Origin of the sequence: Pseudovibrio japonicus, assembly GCF_014651595.1 — a bacterium.
Classification (GTDB): domain Bacteria; phylum Pseudomonadota; class Alphaproteobacteria; order Rhizobiales; family Stappiaceae; genus Pseudovibrio; species Pseudovibrio japonicus.
This window is the reverse complement of the sequence record NZ_BMXE01000002.1, coordinates 328,327-347,430: the sequence shown is the minus strand read 5'-3', so window position 1 is coordinate 347,430 and position 19,104 is coordinate 328,327. Positions and strand designations below refer to the sequence as shown.

Annotated in this window: 18 protein-coding genes; 17 read left to right on the top strand and 1 reads right to left on the bottom strand. The window is 53.2% G+C overall.

Annotation, left to right across the window (positions count from 1 at the left end; genetic code table 11):
• The first annotated feature begins 134 nt into the window (after window positions 1–134).
• The 16 genes from IE076_RS06370 (at window position 135) to truB (ending at window position 18,359) form a co-directional block, all read left to right on the top strand.
• Window positions 135–560 (top strand): Fur family transcriptional regulator, encoded by a 426-nt coding sequence (locus tag IE076_RS06370; protein WP_189435932.1) that lies wholly within the window; start codon window positions 135–137, stop codon window positions 558–560.
• A gap of 9 nt (window positions 561–569) precedes the next feature.
• Window positions 570–1,388, top strand: a complete 819-nt coding sequence (gene olsA, locus IE076_RS06365) for a lyso-ornithine lipid O-acyltransferase (RefSeq protein ID WP_189435931.1) — start codon at window positions 570–572, stop codon at window positions 1,386–1,388.
• Window positions 1,389–1,542: 154 nt separating this feature from the next.
• A complete protein-coding gene (miaB, locus tag IE076_RS06360) occupies window positions 1,543–2,955 on the top strand; it encodes a tRNA (N6-isopentenyl adenosine(37)-C2)-methylthiotransferase MiaB (protein ID WP_189435930.1) in 1,413 nt (470 codons plus the stop codon).
• A gap of 48 nt (window positions 2,956–3,003) precedes the next feature.
• Window positions 3,004–4,110 carry a PhoH family protein gene (locus tag IE076_RS06355; RefSeq protein ID WP_371871469.1) on the top strand — a complete coding sequence of 369 codons (1,107 nt, stop codon included), beginning with the start codon at window positions 3,004–3,006 and terminating at the stop codon, window positions 4,108–4,110.
• A complete protein-coding gene (ybeY, locus tag IE076_RS06350; protein WP_189435929.1) occupies window positions 4,107–4,613 on the top strand; it encodes an rRNA maturation RNase YbeY in 507 nt (168 codons plus the stop codon). The genes IE076_RS06355 and ybeY overlap by 4 nt, the downstream gene beginning before the upstream one ends.
• Before the next feature lie 43 nt (window positions 4,614–4,656).
• Window positions 4,657–5,808 carry a hemolysin family protein gene (locus IE076_RS06345; RefSeq protein WP_209008909.1) on the top strand — a complete coding sequence of 384 codons (1,152 nt, stop codon included), beginning with the start codon at window positions 4,657–4,659 and terminating at the stop codon, window positions 5,806–5,808.
• 45 nt (window positions 5,809–5,853) lie between these two features.
• Complete coding sequence (lnt, locus tag IE076_RS06340) at window positions 5,854–7,464, top strand: apolipoprotein N-acyltransferase (RefSeq protein ID WP_189435927.1); 1,611 nt, start codon at window positions 5,854–5,856, stop codon at window positions 7,462–7,464.
• A gap of 238 nt (window positions 7,465–7,702) precedes the next feature.
• Window positions 7,703–8,113 (top strand): helix-turn-helix domain-containing protein, encoded by a 411-nt coding sequence (locus tag IE076_RS06335; RefSeq protein ID WP_037036478.1) that lies wholly within the window; start codon window positions 7,703–7,705, stop codon window positions 8,111–8,113.
• A gap of 148 nt (window positions 8,114–8,261) precedes the next feature.
• Window positions 8,262–9,446 (top strand): methionine adenosyltransferase, encoded by a 1,185-nt coding sequence (gene metK / locus IE076_RS06330; protein ID WP_189435926.1) that lies wholly within the window; start codon window positions 8,262–8,264, stop codon window positions 9,444–9,446.
• 66 nt (window positions 9,447–9,512) lie between these two features.
• The gene (gene trmB / locus IE076_RS06325) at window positions 9,513–10,214 is read left to right on the top strand and encodes a tRNA (guanosine(46)-N7)-methyltransferase TrmB (RefSeq protein WP_189436349.1); all 702 of its coding nucleotides are present in this window, start codon (window positions 9,513–9,515) and stop codon (window positions 10,212–10,214) included.
• Window positions 10,215–10,457: 243 nt separating this feature from the next.
• Window positions 10,458–11,048: a ribosome maturation factor RimP gene (gene rimP, locus IE076_RS06320; protein ID WP_189435925.1), complete on the top strand. Its 591-nt coding sequence runs from the start codon at window positions 10,458–10,460 to the stop codon at window positions 11,046–11,048.
• Window positions 11,049–11,166: 118 nt separating this feature from the next.
• Window positions 11,167–12,954, top strand: a complete 1,788-nt coding sequence (gene nusA / locus IE076_RS06315; RefSeq protein WP_189435924.1) for a transcription termination factor NusA — start codon at window positions 11,167–11,169, stop codon at window positions 12,952–12,954.
• Window positions 12,955–13,084: 130 nt separating this feature from the next.
• Complete coding sequence (locus tag IE076_RS06310) at window positions 13,085–13,732, top strand: RNA-binding protein (protein ID WP_189435923.1); 648 nt, start codon at window positions 13,085–13,087, stop codon at window positions 13,730–13,732.
• A 7-nt stretch (window positions 13,733–13,739) separates the two neighbouring features.
• A complete protein-coding gene (gene infB / locus IE076_RS06305) occupies window positions 13,740–16,745 on the top strand; it encodes a translation initiation factor IF-2 (RefSeq protein ID WP_189435922.1) in 3,006 nt (1,001 codons plus the stop codon).
• A gap of 100 nt (window positions 16,746–16,845) precedes the next feature.
• Window positions 16,846–17,283, top strand: coding sequence for a 30S ribosome-binding factor RbfA (gene rbfA, locus IE076_RS06300; protein WP_189435921.1), 438 nt, complete (start codon window positions 16,846–16,848; stop codon window positions 17,281–17,283).
• Window positions 17,284–17,381: 98 nt separating this feature from the next.
• A complete protein-coding gene (gene truB, locus IE076_RS06295; RefSeq protein ID WP_189435920.1) occupies window positions 17,382–18,359 on the top strand; it encodes a tRNA pseudouridine(55) synthase TruB in 978 nt (325 codons plus the stop codon).
• Window positions 18,360–18,363: 4 nt separating this feature from the next.
• Here truB and IE076_RS06290 read toward each other — a convergent pair whose 3' ends face one another.
• Window positions 18,364–18,624, bottom strand: a complete 261-nt coding sequence (locus IE076_RS06290) for a hypothetical protein (RefSeq protein WP_189435919.1) — start codon at window positions 18,622–18,624, stop codon at window positions 18,364–18,366.
• A 172-nt stretch (window positions 18,625–18,796) separates the two neighbouring features.
• Here IE076_RS06290 and rpsO point away from each other — a divergent pair, with 172 nt between their 5' ends.
• Window positions 18,797–19,066, top strand: a complete 270-nt coding sequence (gene rpsO, locus IE076_RS06285; protein WP_189435918.1) for a 30S ribosomal protein S15 — start codon at window positions 18,797–18,799, stop codon at window positions 19,064–19,066.
• Window positions 19,067–19,104: the final 38 nt, after the last annotated feature.

The following is a 19,104-nucleotide window of genomic DNA, read 5'->3' as shown; positions in this document are numbered from 1 at the left end:
GAGATGGAGCTATAAGCTCGTAATCAAACCGGGGTACAGTAAAACTGGTTCTTTTCTCTCGTTGCTTTGGGAGATAGGATACCCATGCGGATTGAAAACGGTAGTGCCTGTGTGATTTTGAGGAATTGGGGCAAATGACGGCAGAAGAAAAAATGACGCTGATTGAAATGTGTGCTCATAAGGGTATGCGAATGACAGAACAGCGCCGTGTGATTGCTGATGTAATACAATCTGCTGAAGACCATCCGGATGTAGAAGAGCTTTATCGGAGAGCTTCCGGCATCGATCCTAAAATTTCTATCTCCACTGTTTACCGGACTGTAAAGCTTTTCGAGGACTCAGGTATTATCGAACGCCACGACTTCCGCGACGGTCGTTCCAGGTACGAAACCGTTTCTGACGAGCACCATGATCACCTCATCGACCTGCGTACAGGTGATGTGATCGAATTCCGTAGTGAAGAAATTGAAAAGATGCAGGAAGAAGTGGCACGAAAGCTGGGCTTCAAACTGGTTGATCATCGCTTGGAGCTATACGGCATTCCCATAGATGAAAAATAGGAGCCGTTCATGGCGACTGTCAGAGCTGTTTGTGCAATTGCCGGGCTAATCCTCGTTTCTTTGTTCGTCATTCCTACGCAATGGGTGATAGTGAAGCTAGGCTTGTCGACAAAACCGCACGTTCCTCTGCTCTGGCACAAAGCTGTGTGCTGGCTCGTGGGGCTGCGTGTTCACCAACACGGGGAAATGGCCACCGAACGGCCTCTTCTCATTACCGCCAACCATTGCTCGTGGTTGGATATTTCTGCTCTTGGATCAACCAACCTAGTCTGCTTCATCGCGAAATCCGAAGTCAATAAATGGCCCGTCTTCGGCTTCCTCTCCAGGCTCCAACGAACGATATTTGTTGATCGCCAACGCAAAACAGATATTGGCCGGGTTGCTAAGGAAGTAGCTCACCGCATGGCTGGGGGAGAGGCCATGGTATTGTTTGCTGAAGGCACCTCCAGCAACGGCAACGAGGTTCTGCCCTTCCGTTCAGCACTCATTGGCGCAGCTCATCAGGCAATGCATGTGGGAGAAGGGGAGTCAGCTTACGTGCAGCCTCTGTCCATCGCCTACACCCGCCTGCACGGGATGCCCATGGGCCACTTTTGGCGCAAACATGTTGCGTGGTATGGGGATATGGAGCTCGCTGGACATCTCTGGGCCATTCTCAAAGAAGGTGGGCTGGATGTTGAACTGACCTGGGGCACCCCGATTCCGATCGAGAAAGCCACTGATCGCAAGGTTTTAGCGCGTGATCTACAGGAGCAGGTCAGGGTGATGACCCTTTCAGCATTGCATGGAGATCGATCCAAACAGAAAGAGCTGGTTGAAGCTGAGTAAGACAAAGCTTCTCTTTCTGCGCAAAACAGAGTAAAGCTCACCAAAATTCTGAACATGACGAGCTGGCGCTGCTGTTGAACAGAGCAGGTGTGCTCGAACTGTCGGGCATTGAAACAAAAAAGACATCGCGGCAGCAGATCCACTCGAGGATTTAATGGATAACCTAGTAGACCAAGACACCCAGAGCCAATCCGAAAATACAACGGAGGCGCGCGACCAGAACGAAGCGACCCGTAAGGTTTTCATCAAAACCTATGGCTGCCAGATGAATGTCTATGATTCTGACCGTATGAACGACGCTCTGAGCAACGATGGTTACGTAAAGACGGAAACCCCGGACGATGCAGATCTGGTTATCCTGAACACCTGTCACATCCGCGAAAAGGCTGCTGAAAAGGTCTACTCCGAACTGGGTCGCATTCGTAAGCTGAAAGAAGAGCGCGCCAAAGACGGCAAGCAGATGATGGTTTCCGTTGCAGGCTGTGTTGCGCAGGCGGAAGGCGCGGAAATCTCCCGCCGTGCGCCAATCGTTGACCTTGTTGTTGGTCCTCAGTCTTACCACCGCCTCCCAGAGCTACTGACCCGGGCCTCTAATGGCTCAAAGGTCGTTGAGACAGAGTTCGATATTCAGGACAAGTTCAAGCATCTGGCAACACCGTCCAAGGAAGCTGTTCGCAAGCGTGGTGTGACTGCATTTGTGACCGTTCAGGAAGGCTGCGATAAGTTCTGTACCTTCTGCGTAGTGCCATACACACGCGGTGCGGAAGTCTCCCGTAAAGTAGAACAGATCGTCATGGAAACCGAGCGCTTGGCAGCTGCTGGTGTCCGTGAAGTGACCTTGCTTGGCCAGAACGTCAACGCATGGCACGGTGAAGGCCCTGATGGCCGCGAGTGGGGCCTCGGTGAGCTCCTGTTCCGCCTCGCCAAGATCGATGGTATCGAGCGCCTGCGCTACACCACATCCCACCCACGGGACATGGAAGACAGCCTGATCGCCGCCCACCGCGACCTCGATATTCTGATGCCGTACCTGCACTTGCCGGTTCAGTCCGGTTCTGATGCAATCCTCAAGGCGATGAACCGCAAGCATACCCGCGACGATTACTTCCGCCTGATCGACCGCATTCGCGAAGCACGCGACGATATCGCGCTGTCCGGCGACTTTATTGTCGGCTTCCCCGGTGAAACCGATCAGGACCACAAAGACACTCTGGACCTGATCAAGCGTGTCACCTACGGCTCTGCATTCTCCTTCAAATACAGCCCACGTCCGGGTACTCCGGGTGCAACGCTGGAAGACCAGATCGACGAGCAAGTCAAGTCCGAACGCCTTGCAGAATTGCAGGTATTGCTCAGCACGCAGCAAAAAGACTTTAATGCGTCATTGATTGGAAAAACAATTGATGTACTGTTTGAAAAGGAAGGCCGCAGAGAAGGCCAGCTTGCAGGCCGATCACCTTGGCTCCAGCCAGTTCATGTAAATGCACCACTGGACCTGTATGGTGAAATCGGATCGGTAGAAATTGTTGCTGCCAGCGCAAATAGTCTGGAAGGGCGTCTCGTTTAAGTGCATGATGCTCCCAGAATATCGCGTAAAGGCGAACGGAGGCATTATTTGAAGGGCAGAGCCCAGACAACGTCCGCTTCAAGGACGGCCATGCGCCCCATTGCGGCATCGGATATGATGCATGTGGTGTTGGCATTCGAAGACAACAGACTTTTAGGCGATCTATTTGGTCAGTTTGACCAAAACCTCGCGCTCATCGAACAGCGTTTAGGTGTTGAGGCGGTCGCCCATGGCAATCAGGTCACAATCCGCGGCGATAAAAAATCCACAGAGCAGGCCAAGCTTGCTCTGGAATCGCTCTATACGCGTTTGCAGGGTGGTCACGACATCACTCCGGGCGATGTGGATGGCTCAATTCGTCTGGCAGAAGTTGCTGAAGCCCAGCTCTCTCTGCCAACGATGGAGCCTAAGTCGCGCATGGCATTTGCGCAGATCGCGACGCGCCGCAAGACGCTGGTTGCCAGAACGACCGCTCAGGATGCCTACATCCGGGCTATGGACCGTTCTGATCTCACATTTGGCATTGGCCCGGCAGGAACTGGTAAGACCTTCCTTGCTGTGGCCTACGCGGCTGCTTTGTTGGAACGCGGTGAGATTGACCGCATGATCCTGTCCCGTCCGGCAGTTGAAGCAGGCGAACGTCTAGGCTTCTTGCCCGGTGACATGAAGGAAAAGGTCGATCCATACCTGCGCCCGCTTTATGATGGCCTCAACGAGATGATGGCACCGGAAAAGCTCGAACGTGGCTTGGAAAGTGGGATGATTGAGGTTGCGCCACTGGCCTTTATGCGCGGACGTACGCTATCCAATGCGGTCGTGATTCTCGATGAAGCGCAGAACACCACATCCATGCAGATGAAGATGTTTCTGACGCGCCTCGGTGAGAACTCCAAGATGATCGTGACAGGCGACCCCAGTCAGGTTGACTTACCTCCGGGCCAGATGTCCGGTCTGCGTGATGCACTGAAGATCCTTGACGGCGTTGAAGGTATCTCTCGGGTGGACTTCACAGAGAGCGACGTGGTGCGTCACGAACTTGTGGCGCGTATCGTTGGTGCCTACGACAATGAAAGTCGCCGCCGGTTGAAAGCCAAAGAACTCAGGCAGGCAGAAGAAGCTGCCAAAGAAAATGCAGAGCAAGGCTCCAAGGAATGAACAAAGCTTGCCCGGTCCACATCGACCTGCTGATTGAAGCAGGCGATTGGCAGAGTGAAGATCTGTTGGAGGCGATTGCCGAAAAGGCAATCGCTGCCGCTTTTGCAATAAGCGACCTTGGTGTGGTAGAAAACACCGAAGTCTCCCTTGTCTTCACCGATGATGCCCATATTCAGGATCTGAATAAGATGTGGCGCGAGAAAGACAAACCGACAAATGTTCTTTCTTTTCCGGGGGATGACAGTGAAGAGCCGCCATTTGGTCCATTATTGGGCGATATTGTTATTGCAAAAGAGACAGTAAAGCGCGAAGCTCTGGAGCTTGAAATTCCATTCGAACACCACTTAATTCATCTTATTGTTCATGGAACCCTTCATCTTTTCGGATATGATCACCAAATAGATGAGGACGCGGAGGAAATGGAAGCGGAAGAGCGCCTGATTTTGGCGAGCCTGCAAATCCCCGACCCATACAAAGATGCGCCACTTTCGGCTGATAAATGACACCCCGGTATTCATTGGGAATACAGGGAACAACGAGAGAGAGATGAGCCCGGAACCTCGAAGTACAGAAGGTGCAAGCACCTCCACTCAGGCTGAGAATGCAGAGCCTGCAAGTAGTACCGGCACAGCTGTTGCCGACGATACCTCCGAACCACAAGCGATCAAGCCTGGTTTTCTGACCAGGCTTGGGTCCATACTGAACCCGTTTAAAGGTATCCGAAGAAGCGCGGCTGTTTCATTACGCGAAGATTTGGAAGACGAGCTCGCTCGCGACAGTGAAGGCGCCGATGCGGCCTTCACCAAGGAAGAGCGCGAACTACTCACCAACATCCTCCAACTGCGCGAGTCTCGTGTTGAAGATGTCATGATCCCCCGTGCCGATATTGAGGCCGTGGAAGATACAACAACAATCGGTGAAGTGATGGCTTTGTTTAAGGCCTCAGGTCACTCCCGTATGCCGGTTTATCATGACAACCTGGATGATCCTCGGGGCATGATCCACATTAAGGACCTGATGTCCTACTTCGTGGAGCTGGCTGTAAAAGCCAACCAAAACGGTGCCCCTCTGACTTTGGTGAAGCCGGAACAGAGCGCGCCTGAGAAGAGCGCAGAAGAGAAATCTCTGCTCGACTTGTCATGTGTTGACCTGTCCACGCCATTGAACAGAACAGGCCTGATCCGGCCACTGCACTTTGTTCCACCGTCCATGTCCTCTTCCGATCTGATGAAGAAGATGCAGGTCACCCGTGTCCAGATGGCGCTGGTGATCGATGAATACGGCGGAACTGACGGGCTTGTGTCTCTTGAGGACATAGTCGAGACCGTGGTGGGCGACATTGAAGACGAGCACGATAAGGACGAAGAAGAACTTATCATGACCGTCAGCCCCGGCGTTTGGGTGGTTGATCCTCGTATCGATTTGGATGATCTTCAGAAAGAACTTGGTGCAGACTTCCAGGTCGGTGAAGAGCAGACAGAAGAGGTGGATACCCTTGGCGGTCTGTTGTTCTCGATTTTGGACAGGGTTCCGGTTCGCGGTGAGTTGATCATCGATAAGAGCCTTCCGGCCTACGAATTCGAAGTGATTGATGCCGATTTGCGCCGTATCAAGCGTCTTCGCATTTCCAAGCGGCGGATTGAGCAGCGTGTCGTTGTTCAGCGCGTCCGCCCACGGAAGTCTGAAGCTGCAGAATAAGCAGCACATCGCTAACGTTTTACCTATGATATTCGGGAGTGGGGCATGTTCGCTGCCATTGATACCCCTCGAACTCTGATAAGCAGTATTCGAGAATTATCAGGGTGGAGACGCGCACTACTTGCTTTCGTAGGGGGATTGGCATCTGCCTTTGCCTTCCCCCCTTATGGTGCCTTTCCCATCCTCTGGCTGACCTTGCCGCAGTTAATCCTGCTGTTGGATGGGGCAAAGCAACAAGCCGCAGAAAGCCGTAAAGCCCGCTTTGCCGCGTTTTTCCGGGTGTCCTGGGCGTTTTTCTTCGGCTTTTTCCTGGTTAGCTTGTTCTGGATTGCCGAAGCGTTCCTTGTAGACGCCGAAAGCTATGCCTGGATGATCCCGTTTGCGTTGCTCATCCTACCTGGCGGGCTTGCCCTGATCCCCTCCATCATATTGGGCGGTGCCTCCTTCTTCTGGAGACCTGGCATCTCCCGCATTCTGCTCTTCGCTGTCGCGTTGGCCCTGTCCAACTGGCTGCGTGGGCACATGCTGACCGGCTTCCCGTGGAATGTTTGGGGCTATGCCTTTGCCGAAAACCTGACACTCATGCAGAGCTTCTCTGCCTTGGGGATTTACGGCGTCGGCTTGCTTGTCCTGTTGCTCTTCTCGATGCCTGTTGTCCTGATTGACCAAGGACGTAAAGCCGCCGCTGTCTATATCGTTGCGTGTGTGCTGGTGTGGGCAGGGGTGGTTGCATACGGAACGAATAGGTTGCAGGCCCCGCAACAGCCGGTTGCGGGCGCTCGCGTGTTGGTCATACAACCCAATGTGCCCCAGGCAGACAAGTGGAAGCCCGAGAACAGACAAAGGCTTCTACCGCTCTATTTGCAGCAAACAGAGCAGGCCCTTGCAGAGATGAATCTGGATAAGGAAACGCTCATCTTCTGGCCTGAATCGGCCTTTCCATTCTTACTGGATGAAGAGCCGGGCGCTCTGGAGGCGATTGCAGCCACGCTTCCTAAAAATACTATGTTGATTACCGGTGGTATTCGACGCGAAGTTTCAGCAAGCGGTACTCACTTTTTTAACAGTACATTTGTTGTATCCGACGAAGGTGCACTCATAGATATCTATGACAAAGTGCACCTTGTTCCGTTTGGGGAGTATTTGCCGATGCGTCCGCTCCTACAATCCATTGGTGTGGAGCGTCTTGTCCCGGCGCCGGAGGACTTTACTTCTGGGCCTCAATTTGAGAAAATAGATTTAAGAAATTCATTTAGTTTCCAGCCGCTGATTTGTTATGAAGCGATTTTTCCGCAAACCATGCTTCCAGTGGAGGAGCGGCCTAACTTGCTCGTAAATCTAACAAATGACGGTTGGTTTGGCGAAACGTCGGGTCCCTATCAGCATTTGGCGCAGGCAAGAATTAGAGCAGTCGAGCAAGGCGTGCCGTTGGTGCGAGCTGCAAATACTGGTATTTCTGGTCTAGTAGATTCCAATGGTAGAATACTCGCAGAAGTTGTTTTAAATAAAAAAGGTAGTTTCGATAGTGAATTGCCTGAAATACTAAGCCCCACGCTTTACGTGCGGGCGGGTGATTCAATTTTTTGGGGAATTATTCTAGTAGTTGTTAGTCTCCTATTGGTGATGGAGCAATTATTACCTACCCGTAGAGATTGACGAATGCACGCAAATATCGTCATCTAATACACGTAAAGGTTTTTATCCTAATCGTCAGATTGGACCATAAAAAAGCCTTACGGGCCTGCCAGCTGATGCCTCCGTCAGAGGTTGTTTTGGCACTTGTCGAAATGCAGGTTTGATGAATTGTGTTCTTGCAAGGGATGCAGAGATGCGCCCTTGTTTAAATAAAAACCCACGGTAAGGCACCGTAAAAAACCAAAGAAGAGGGCCTTTGATAATGCCCAGCAAAAAAGCACCAAACCCTATCGACGTTCATGTCGGCAGCAGAGTTCGCTTGCGCCGCATGATGCTTGGTATGAGTCAGGAAAAGCTCGGTGAGAGCCTTGGGATTACGTTCCAGCAGATTCAAAAGTATGAAAAAGGTACAAACCGGATTGGTGCGAGCCGCTTACAGCACATTGCAACCATTTTGAAAGTGCCTGTTGCCTTTTTCTTTGAAGATGCTCCCGGCACTCCGGATGAGACCCCGGGCGTCGGTGATAACCCGCAAACCACCTATGTTGTCGACTTTTTGTCATCTTCTGATGGTTTAGCCCTCAACAAGGCTTTCGTGCGCATTGAAAACCCGAAAGTCCGCAAGAAGGTCGTCGAGCTCGTGAAGAGTATTGCTGGGGATGAAGATTGAGTTTGTGATCCGTAAATTTTCGCAATTCTCCCGCAATTTTGATCTAAATCTCTTGACGTAATCGACATTCCTTGTTTGATGTAACACCGGAAGCGACGGATTTGCCGTCGCTTCAATCCTACTTTTCTTCCCAGAAGGACGTTTGCCAATGGCTCGTCAGAACTACGTGTTCACGTCGGAATCGGTCTCAGAAGGCCACCCCGACAAAGTTTGCGATCGGGTATCAGATACGATCGTAGATGCATTTCTAAAGGAAATGCCAGAAGCCCGCGTAGCGTGTGAAACGCTAGCAACAACAAATAAGCTTGTTATTGCAGGTGAAACACGCGGCCCAGCAACTCTTACACAAGAATATCTGGCGCACATCGCCCGCATGGCCGTGAAGGATATCGGCTATGAGCAGGCTGGCTTTAACTGGAAGAACCTGGATGTTCAGGTACTTCTGCACGGTCAGTCCGCAGATATTGCTCAGGGCGTAGATGCCGCTGACAATAAGGACGAAGGCGCCGGCGATCAGGGCATTATGTTCGGTTACGCATGCCGCGAAACTGAAGAGTTGATGCCAGCTCCGATCCTGTACGCCCATAAGATCCTGCGTTTGCTCGCAGAGGCGCGCAAATCCGGCAATGAACCAATGCTCGGCCCAGATGCCAAGAGCCAGGTGTCTATCCGCTATGAAGATGGCAAACCCGTTGAGGCAACATCCATCGTGTTATCCACCCAGCATCTGGATGAAACCATGACATCCGACGATGTGCGCGCTGTTGTAGAGCCTTACATTCGCGCAGCACTGCCGGGTGACTGGGTTACCAAAAATACCATCTGGCATATCAACCCGACTGGCAAGTTCGTGATTGGTGGTCCGGACAGCGACTGTGGTCTCACAGGCCGTAAGATCATCGTAGACACCTACGGCGGCGCAGCTCCACACGGTGGCGGCGCATTCTCCGGTAAAGACCCGACCAAGGTCGACCGCTCTGCGGCATACGCAGCGCGTTATCTGGCGAAAAACGTGGTGGCCGCTGATCTGGCAGACAGATGCACCATTCAGCTGTCCTACGCGATTGGTATTGCCGATCCGCAGTCCGTGTTTGTCAACCTGCACGGCACAGGCCGTGTTGAAGGTGAGCGCGTTGAAGCTGCGATCCGCGAAGTCATGAGTTTGACCCCGCGCGGCATTCGTGAGCACCTCGGTCTGAACAAGCCAATCTATGCACGTACAGCTGCCTACGGCCACTTCGGACGTGAGGCAGAACGTGACGGCGGTTTCTCATGGGAGAAAATCGACCTTGTCCATAACCTGCGTGATGCTGTAGAGAAAGCCTACGCTTAACCTCTAACGCTAGAGAATAAACAACTGGCCGGGGCAATCTCCGGCCAGTTTGTATTTATGAGAACTATGGTAGATTACTACAAAGGCTCCTTTTTCGGCCGCCGCGTCGGAAAGCCAGCAAGTCCGCGACAAACACATTTGCTTAAGGAGGTCCTGCCAACCGTGGCATTGGACCTAACGCAGTCCCCTCCGGAAAATCTGGCGGAATTGTTCCCCGTCCCAGTCAAAACTGTTTGTCTGGAGATCGGATTCGGGGGTAGCGAGCACCTAATTCATCGGGCGAGAGAAAATCCGGAGATCGGATTTATCGGCTGCGAACCGTTCAGTTCCGGTATCATCAAGGCTGTCACCAGCATTGAAGAGCATGGCCTGAAGAATATACGCCTCTACGACGATGATGCAGGCAAGTTGCTCGATTGGCTCCCGGCTGCATCATTGGACATGGCCTATCAGCTCTATCCTGATCCATGGCCAAAGAAGAAGCACTGGAAGCGCCGTTTTGTGAACCAGATCAACCTGACGCGCATCGCCCGAGCTTTGAAGCCCGGATGCGAATACCGGTTCGCCAGTGATATCGACACCTACGTGGATTGGACCCTATCCCATTGCCGTAAACATCCCGCCTTTGAGTGGGCTGACGAGAGCGCCACTGATTGGCGTACCCCATGGCATAATTGGCCGGGCACGAGGTATGAACGCAAGGCCCACCGCGAAGGTAGAGTTGGTCGTTACCTGACATTTTTGCGCGCCGCAGATATGAAAAGCTGACGAGGGCTCTCTTTTGTCTGCCCATATCTTGATTTTCTGTTGCATACAGTGGGCAAATGACTATATTGCAGAGCAAGAGTTCTCTATCGGCTCAGTTAAGAGCATTGAGGAGTGGGCCCCGAAAGGACCCGCTCTTTTTTATTAGCTAAGTCGGTATTGATGCCTGACTGTCGAAAATCAGGTATCCGAAAATAACTGCCAAAGACACCAAGTATGTCTTTGCATTAAGACGATAGGTACCAAGTGGACGAAACCGATCCCCGGATTATAAAGGAAAAGGGCCTAGAAGCCCGCGTTGCTGAAATTGTCGAGCCGGTCATTGTTGATCTGGGCTATCGGCTGGTGCGCATCCGTGTAAACGGAAATAACGGCTGCACCCTTCAAATCATGGCAGAGCGCCCGGACGGGACAATGGCTGTTGAAGATTGTGAAGAGATCAGCCACGCAGTTTCCCCGGCGTTGGATGTCGACGACCCGATTTCCGGTGCCTATCATCTCGAAATTTCATCTCCAGGTATTGACCGCCCGCTCGTACGCGCAGGCGATTTCGAGCGCTGGGCCGGACATGTTGTGAAAATCGAAATGTCTGTGCCGCAAGCTGGGCGCAAGAGATACCGTGGACAAATCATCGGTGTGGAAGAGGGAAGTGCCGTCATCAGACTGTCCGACGCACAGGACGGTCAGGACGAGACAAGTCGTCTTCCACTGGATGAGATCGGATCAGCCGTACTGGTTTTGACCGATGAACTGATTGACGCGGCTTTGAAAGCCGATAAAGCCGCAAAAGCAGCCCGTGGTGAGCCTACGGACGATGACAGTTACCTCAGTCACTGATTAGCTGTTCTTGTTGCGCAATGGGGTATGGGCGGTTCCGAAATTTAAGAGCCACCCTTTTGTTTTGATGTTCCTGCTGGTGTGAAGGAAAGCAGGGCGTGGAAGGAGTTGACGAGGAATGGCTATCAGCGCAAACCGTTTGGAGCTGCTGCAGATCGCTGACGCGGTTGCCCGCGAAAAGTCGATCGACCGTAGCATCGTGATTGCGGCTCTTGAGGATGCAATCCAAAAAGCCGCTCGCTCCCGTTATGGCACCGAGACTGAAGTTCGTGCTGAGATTAATCCGAAAACCGGTGAAATTCGCCTTCAGCGTTTGCTGCAGGTTGTTGAGGTTGTCGAGAACATCTCCACTGAGATTGCTCTGGTTGATGCGCAGGAGCGCAACCCGGATGCAACCATCGGCGACTTTATGGCAGATCCACTGCCGCCGTTGGACTTTGGCCGCATCGCAGCTCAGTCTGCCAAGCAGGTGATCGTTCAGAAAGTGCGCGAAGCAGAGCGTGATCAGCAGTACGATGAGTTCAAAGACCGCATCGGCGAAGTGCTTAACGCTGTTGTGAAGCGTGTTGAATACGGCAACGTCGTTGTTGATACCGGTAAGGGCGAAGCAATCGTTCGTCGTGATGAGCTGATCCCACGCGAAATTTTCCGCAATGGTGATCGCATCCGCGCACTGATCTTTGACGTGCGCCGCGAACAGCGCGGACCGCAGGTATTCCTGTCCCGTACACACCCACAGTTCATGGCCAAACTGTTCGCGCAGGAAGTGCCAGAAATCTACGACGGTGTTATCGAGATCAAGGCTGTTGCTCGCGATCCGGGCTCCCGTGCAAAAATTGCTGTTCTGTCCAGCGACAGTTCCATTGATCCGGTTGGCGCATGTGTTGGTATGCGTGGTTCCCGTGTTCAGGCCGTTGTTGGCGAGCTTCAGGGCGAGAAAATCGACATCATTCCATGGAATGACGACGCCGCAACCTTCATCGTGAACGCGCTTCAGCCTGCTGAAGTTGCCAAAGTAGTTCTTGACGAAGAGTCTGAGCGTATTGAAGTGGTTGTTCCGAATGACCAGCTGTCTCTGGCAATCGGTCGCCGCGGTCAGAACGTGCGTCTTGCCTCTCAGCTGACAGGCTGGGGCATCGACATCATGACGGAAGCTGAAGAGTCCGAGCGTCGCCAGAAAGAATTCCAGGTTCGCTCTGATCTCTTCCAGAATACACTGAATGTTGATGAGATGGTTTCTCAACTTCTCGCATCAGAAGGCTTTACTTCTGTAGAGGAAGTCGCGTACGTTGACCTTGACGAAATCTCGTCCATCGAAGGCTTCGACGAAGAAACCGCCGACGAAATTCAGGCTCGCGCGCGTGAATTCCTGGAAGAGCAGGAAGCGAAACTCGCGGAAGAGCGCCGTCAGCTTGGTGTTTCCGAAGAGCTGGTTCAGGTTCCTGGTCTCACTTCCGCAATGCTCGTTGCATTGGGTAAAGACGAAATCAAAACCATGGAAGACCTTGCAGGCTGTGCTGCTGACGACCTTGTTGGCTGGACCGAGCGTAAGGATAAAGAAACCATTCGCGTTGAAGGTACTCTGAGCAGTTTTGATCTGTCTCGCGCTGATGCTGAAGGCATCGTTATGTCAGCACGCGTCGCAGCAGGATGGATCTCAGCGGAAGATCTCGTGGAAGTTTCTGACGAAGAGCTGGAAGCCTCTGATGAAGAGCTTGAAGTTTCTTCCGACGAAGAGCTTGAAGCCTCCTCTGATGAAGAGCTTGAAGCTTCTGATGAAGAGCTGGAAGTCGAAGAAGAAGTCTCCGCAGACGAAACAATTGAAGAGACTGTGGTTGACGCCGACGAGGAATTGGCGCAAGAGAGCGTTGACGAAGACGCTAAAGGCGAGCAGTCCTCTGAATAATCTGTAGCCGCTTGACTGCAGAAAAAAGAATTATACGGGGGTGTGTTGAAATTGCAGCATGTGACTGCAGGTTTCTGCATCCCCGTAACTGAATGAAAAATAACAACAATAGTTGGATTGGGATAACGAAGTGCCGAGAAAAAATGAGCCGACGGAACGCACCTGCGCAGTAACGCGCGAAGTTCTACCGGTGACAGATCTTCTCAGATTCGTTATGGCTCCTGACAAAACTGTTGTAGTTGATGTGAAGGGCACCCTCCCGGGACGTGGGGTATGGGTGACCGCAAAGAAGTCTATTTTGCAGGAAGCGATCAAAAAGCGTGCTTTCTCGAGAGGCTTTAAGGAGCAGGTTAACGCTGAAGACGGTTTGGCCGACCACACCGACAAACTACTAGAGCAGGCAGCTTTGGGCGCACTGTCCATTAGCCGAAAAGCCGGCAATCTGATTGTTGGATTTTCGAAAGTCGAGGCAGCTCTCAAAAAAGAGAGTGTTCTTGCTCTGGTACACGCCACTGATGCCTCTGAAGATGGTGTGCGTAAGTTGGCGGCCGTAGCCGCTTCTAGATTTGGCAAGGTGGATCGTCTCAGCGTGATCCGCCTGTTTACCTCGGAACAGATGAGTACGCATCTGGGTCGGGAAAACGTTATACATGCTGTACTGCTGGCCGGCGAGGCGGGCAGAAACTTCGTGAAGCACGCGCAACGCCTTGCGCTATTCCGCGAAGTCTCTGTTAAGGCCGACGACGACGGTACAAAGGGTGCAGTGGCGCAGGACTGAAGGCAATATGAGCGATACCAAAAACAACCACGACAATCCCGCCGGCGGGGAAAAGAAAACGCTGGGCCTCAAACGCGGAGGCAGTGTTGAGAAGGGCACTGTTAAGCAGAGCTTCTCCCACGGCCGCTCCAAGGCAGTCGTCGTGGAAAAGAAGAAGCGCCGTGTAGTTGTGCCGGGCCAGGAAGGCTCCGCTGCACCTACATCTGCGCCTTCGGCTTCTCCTGCGGCCTCCTCAACTGGCACTGAAAAGCGTCCAGCCCAAAACCGTGGTCAGCAGCAGCCTCGTCGTGGCGGCGATGGCCAAAGACGCGGTGAACAAGGTGGTGGTCGCGGTGGAAACCGCAACAACCAGCGCCGTGGCGGCGGTGGCGGTCAGGGCAGTGGTGCGGTCCTCAAGACCTTGACCAAGGGCGAAGCAGACGCACGTCTCGCAGCGCTTAAAATGGCCAAGATCCGCGAAGTAGAGGACGCCAAGCGTCGCGTTGAAGAAGCAAAGCGTCAGGAAGAACTGGCACAACAGCGCGCGATTGAAGCTGAAAAGAAACGCATTGAAGACGAAGCTCGCGCCAAGCGTGAAGCTGAAGAAGCTGCAGTACGTGCAAAAGCTGAAGCAGAAGCGAAAGCCAAGGCTGAAGCTGAAGCAAAGGCAAAAGCTGCTGCTGCTCCAAAACCTGCACAGCGTGAGGAACGTCCGGCTCGCAACGGCGATCGTCCACAGCGTTCCGGCGACCGAGGCCCTCGCTCCGCAGGCGACCGTGGCCCTCGTCCGGCAGGCGAGCGTGGCGCACGCCCAGGTGGTGACCGTGGTCCTCGTCCAGGTGGTGACCGTGGTCCTCGTCCAGGTGGTGACCGTGGTCCTCGTCCAGGTGGCGAGCGTGGTCCACGCCCAGGTGGTGATCGTGGTCCTCGCCCAGGTGGCGACCGTGGCCGTCCGCCAATGCGTGATGGTAAGCCTCCTCGTTTGGATGGTCCGCGTCCGGGCGCTCGCTCTGGTGCTCCAGCCGCTCCGGTTGAAAGCATGGAAACTGCTAAGACCCCATCCAAGAAGATGGCTCTTAAGCCGGTTACACGTGACAGAAAGCCTGACGCGCCGAACAGACCAACCCGCGCTGTTGGTGACGACCGTCGTAAGTCAAAACTGACAATTACCCGCGCAACCGGTGGTGATGAAGGCCGCAGCCGTTCACTGGCATCCATGCGCCGTCGTCGTGAAAAAGAAAAACGTCAGGGTCAGAAGGTTGTTCGCGAGAAGGTTGCTCGTGAGGTAACACTTCCTGAGGCGATCACCATTCAGGAGCTCGCACAGCGTATGTCTGAGCGTGCTGTTGATGTGATCAAACTGCTCATGAAGCAGGGCCAGATGATGAAGATCAACGACATCATCGACGCTGATACTGCGGAATTGATCGCAGTGGAGATGGGCCACACTGTTAAGCGTGTTTCTGAAGCGGATGTTGAGGAAGGTCTCTTCACCATCGAAGACGATGACACCGCACTGGTATCCCGTCCTCCTGTAGTGACCATCATGGGTCACGTTGACCACGGTAAGACATCACTTCTTGATGCGCTGCGTAAGGCAAACGTTGCTTCTGGTGAAGCTGGCGGCATTACACAGCACATCGGTGCATACCAGGTTGAGCAGAACGGCCAGAAGGTTACCTTCATCGATACGCCTGGTCACGCCGCATTTACTCAGATGCGTGCACGTGGTGCCAAGTCCACTGACGTTGTGATCCTCGTGGTTGCTGCCGATGATGGTGTGATGCCACAGACCAAAGAAGCTATTGTTCATGCAAAAGCTGCTGGCGTTCCGCTGATCATCGCGATCAACAAAATGGACAAGCCTGGCGCTGATCCGTCCCGCGTTCGCAACGACCTTCTTCGCGAAGACCTCGTTGTAGAATCCATGGGTGGTGACGTCATCGACGTGGAAGTTTCTGCAAAAGCAGGCACCAACCTTGACAAGCTGATCGAAATGATCCTGTTGCAGGCTGAAGTTCTTGAACTGAAAGCCAACCCGAACCGCATGGCGGAAGGTACCGTGATCGAAGCCAAGCTCGACAAGGGCCGTGGTCCGGTAGCGACTGTTCTGGTTCAGAAGGGTACGCTGAACGTTGGTGACATCGTGATTGCTGGCTCTGAGTGGGGTCGTGTTCGTGCGATGCTCGACGAGAATGGCAAACAGGTTAAGGAAGCTGGTCCTTCCAAGCCGGTTGAAGTTCTTGGCTTCCAGTCCACGCCATCTGCTGGGGACATGGTTGCAGTCGTAGAGAACGAAGGCCGTGCCCGCGAGATCTCCGAATATCGTCAGCGCCAGAAACGCGATCAGATTGCAGCACGTATTGCTGGGTCCCGCGGTTCTCTGGAAGCGATGATGAAGGGCTTGCAGGAAGAAGGCAAAAAGGAATTCCCGCTCATCATCAAGTCCGATGTGCAGGGTTCTGCCGAAGCAATCCAGGGTGCTCTGGAAGAACTGGGCAACGACGAAGTCGGTGCACGTGTTGTAGCAGCATCTGTGGGTGGTATTACCGAGAGCGATATCACGCTGGCGATTGCCTCCAAGGCTCCGATCATGGCGTTCAACGTTCGCGCAAACAAACAGGCTCAGGAAGCTGCACGTCGCGAAGGCGTAGAAATCCGCTACTACAGCGTGATCTACGATCTCATCGACGATGTGAAGTCCACCATGTCTGGCATGCTTGCTCCAGAACGTCGCGAAACGTTCCTCGGTTACGCAGATATCAAAGAGATCTTCAACATCACCAAAATTGGTCGTGTTGCAGGTTGTCTGGTTACCGAAGGTGTCGTTAAGCGTGGTGCACAGGTTCGCTTGCTGCGTGATGACGTTGTCATCCACGAAGGTGAGCTGGGCACATTGAAGCGCTTCAAGGACGAAGTGAAAGAAGTAGAATCTGGCGTTGAATGCGGCATGAACTTCACCAACTACAAGGATATGCGCGTCGGCGATGTGATCGAGTGCTTCCAGGTTGAAGAGATTGCGCGCTCTCTCTGATAAGAGCTGAGTTCAACCAATCAGAACAATCAGCAGCGCCGGCGGAGAAATCTCCGTCGGCGCTCTGCTGTTACAAACTCAAAGAAATTGAGAGAAAACAATGGCAAAAGCACGCGATGAATTTGCAGGTCAGCCATCACAGCGTCAGTTGCGTGTAGGCGAGCTGGTCCGTAAGGAACTCTCAGACCTCCTGACACGTGGCCGCGTCTCCGATCCGGATCTGGATGGCGTGATCATTACCGTTCCTGAAGTCCGCATGTCGCCAGACCTGAGATGGGCTGATGTCCTCGTTATGCCAATGGGTGGCCGCGATGTTGAGGTGGTTCTGGCCGCTCTCAAGCGCAACGCAAAGTATTTGCGTGGTCAGGTCGCACGTCGTGTCACCATGAAGTACACCTGCGACCTCCGTTTTGTTGCAGATACCCGCTTCGATGACGATGATCTCATCACCCGCCTGCTGCACGAACCGAGCATCCGCAAGGATTTCGCTGACGGCGGTATTGATGACCATGATGATCAGGATGATGATCGCGGCTAGGCTATAATAGGGCGTATGCTTCCGAAAGGCACCCATCGGGTTTTTGGGCAAAAGCCACCTGAAGCAAAGCACCGGCAAAGATTTAAGAGCTGAGAAGTATGGCGCGCAGACAGCAGCGACGTAGACCCCGTTTCCCTGTAAACGGTTGGCTTGTTCTGGATAAACCTTTGAACCTGACCTCTAATGATGCATTGGGGCAGTTGAAGAGAATCTTCCACCCCGAGAAGGTTGGTCACGCAGGTACGCTTGACCCACTGGCAACAGGCTGCCTGCCGATTGCCTTCGGAGAAGCAACCAAGACCGTTCCCTACATCATGGATGGCCGCAAGGTTTATCGCTTTGAAGTGACCTGGGGCACCCAAACCACCTCTGACGACGCAGAAGGTGAGGCGATCAAAACGTCTGACGTGCGTCCGTTACAAGAGGAAATCCTCGCAGTCCTGCCGGAATTCCGCGGCGCGATTGAGCAGGTCCCACCGATTTTCTCGGCAATCAAGGTTGATGGAAACCGCGCATACGACCTCGCCCGCGACGGCGAAGACGTCAAGCTGGAAGCTCGCACAATCGTAGTGCACCGCCTCGACCTCGTTGAATGTTTGGATGAGAACCGCGCAGTTTTCGAAGCTGAGTGTGGGAAGGGCACCTACGTCCGCTCTCTGGCACGGGACCTTGGCGAACGCCTCGGCACATGCGGCTACGTCACCGACCTGCGCCGTTTGCTTGTTGGGCCATTCGGCGAAGAGCAGATGGTCACACTGGATGAGCTGCGCGCCGCCAAAGAAGCAATGGCTGTCGAAGTTGAGGAGGGCGAAGAGCCTCCGGTCCTCAACCCGCTCGAAAATCCAGAGCTGATCGGACACATCAACCCCGTTGAAGTCGCCCTCCAGCAGTTTGCCGAAATCAGGATTACATCTGACGCAGCTGCAAAGGTAAAACGAGGCAACCCGGTCCTTCTTCGTGGCGCTGATGCTCCTATTGGCCCGGAAGAAGCCTATGTGGTTTCCGGCGGCAAGTTGATCGCGCTTGGCGAAGTCGCAAAGGGGCAGTTCAAGCCCAAGCGGGTTTTCAATCTTTAAGTTCCTAGAGGAACGCTGCCCTAAGCGTTCCTCGTTGGTTTGCGGAGCCGCGCACAGGACAAGCGCGGTATCCGGCAATCAAAATCACAAATTGAATCGGACGAGTTTGTCTTGAAATGCGTGTGCTGGCCATCCAATAAGGACGTGCCGGAACAAGACCCGCAAGCTGTTTGTGTAATTTGCATAAAAGCTGAACGGTTTCACTAAGCTCTTTGGTTGCACCGATCTCAAGATTCTTCTGGTTTTTTGAAAGAATTTCGGTCATAGTCCCGCCGCTGGGAAGCAACTGCTTACCCGGCTTAAATGTGTTGACCTGACCCTGCTAGACGACATCTTGGCACGGCCCGAGTTCAGCACATAGCTCTGCAAAAGAGCGCATGCCTGTAAAGGCATTCAATAAGACGCAGTCTCGGCTGCTATCAGATAAGGAAAAATCGATGTCGATTACGCCAGAAAAAAAAGCAGAACTGATCAAAGAATTCGCTGTTAAAGAAGGCGATACTGGATCTCCGGAAGTACAGGTTGCGATCCTGACACACCGTATCACAGTTCTGACTGAGCACTTCAAGGGCCACAAGAAAGACAACCACTCACGTCGTGGTCTTCTGAAAATGGTTTCTCAGCGTCGTAAGCTTCTTGACTACGTTAAGGGCAAAGACGTTTCCCGTTACCAGTCCTTGATTGAGCGTCTGGGCATTCGTCGCTAAGACGAAGAATTCGAAGCGCGGCAGCGACAGCTTGCCGC